Raw genomic sequence first — 262 nt, 5'->3', positions numbered from 1 at the left:
CAAGCGGTGATGCTCGGACTGGCAGCAACTATTTCGCATACCGCAGTGGTCTGGTTAATTGCCTTTGGCGGGATGGTGATCAGCAAGCGCTTTACTGCTCAATCAGCAGAACCGTGGCTCCAGCTGATTTCCGCAGTGATCATTATTAGCACCGCGTTCTGGATGTTCTGGCGTACCTGGCGCGGCGAACGCAACTGGCTGGAGAATATGCACGGGCATGATTATGAGCATCATCATCACGATCACGAACATCACCACGACC

Annotated in this window: 1 pseudogene; it reads left to right on the top strand. The window is 53.4% G+C overall.

Annotation, left to right across the window (positions count from 1 at the left end):
• A pseudogene (rcnA, locus tag IEQ44_RS16075) lies at positions 1 to 262 on the top strand (nickel/cobalt efflux protein RcnA); the annotation flags it as partial.

The organism is Nocardioides malaquae (genome assembly GCF_015070385.1).
Taxonomy (GTDB): domain Bacteria; phylum Actinomycetota; class Actinomycetes; order Propionibacteriales; family Nocardioidaceae; genus Nocardioides; species Nocardioides malaquae.
The sequence above is the reverse complement of the archived record's forward strand: the minus strand, read 5'-3'. Positions and strand labels throughout refer to the sequence as shown.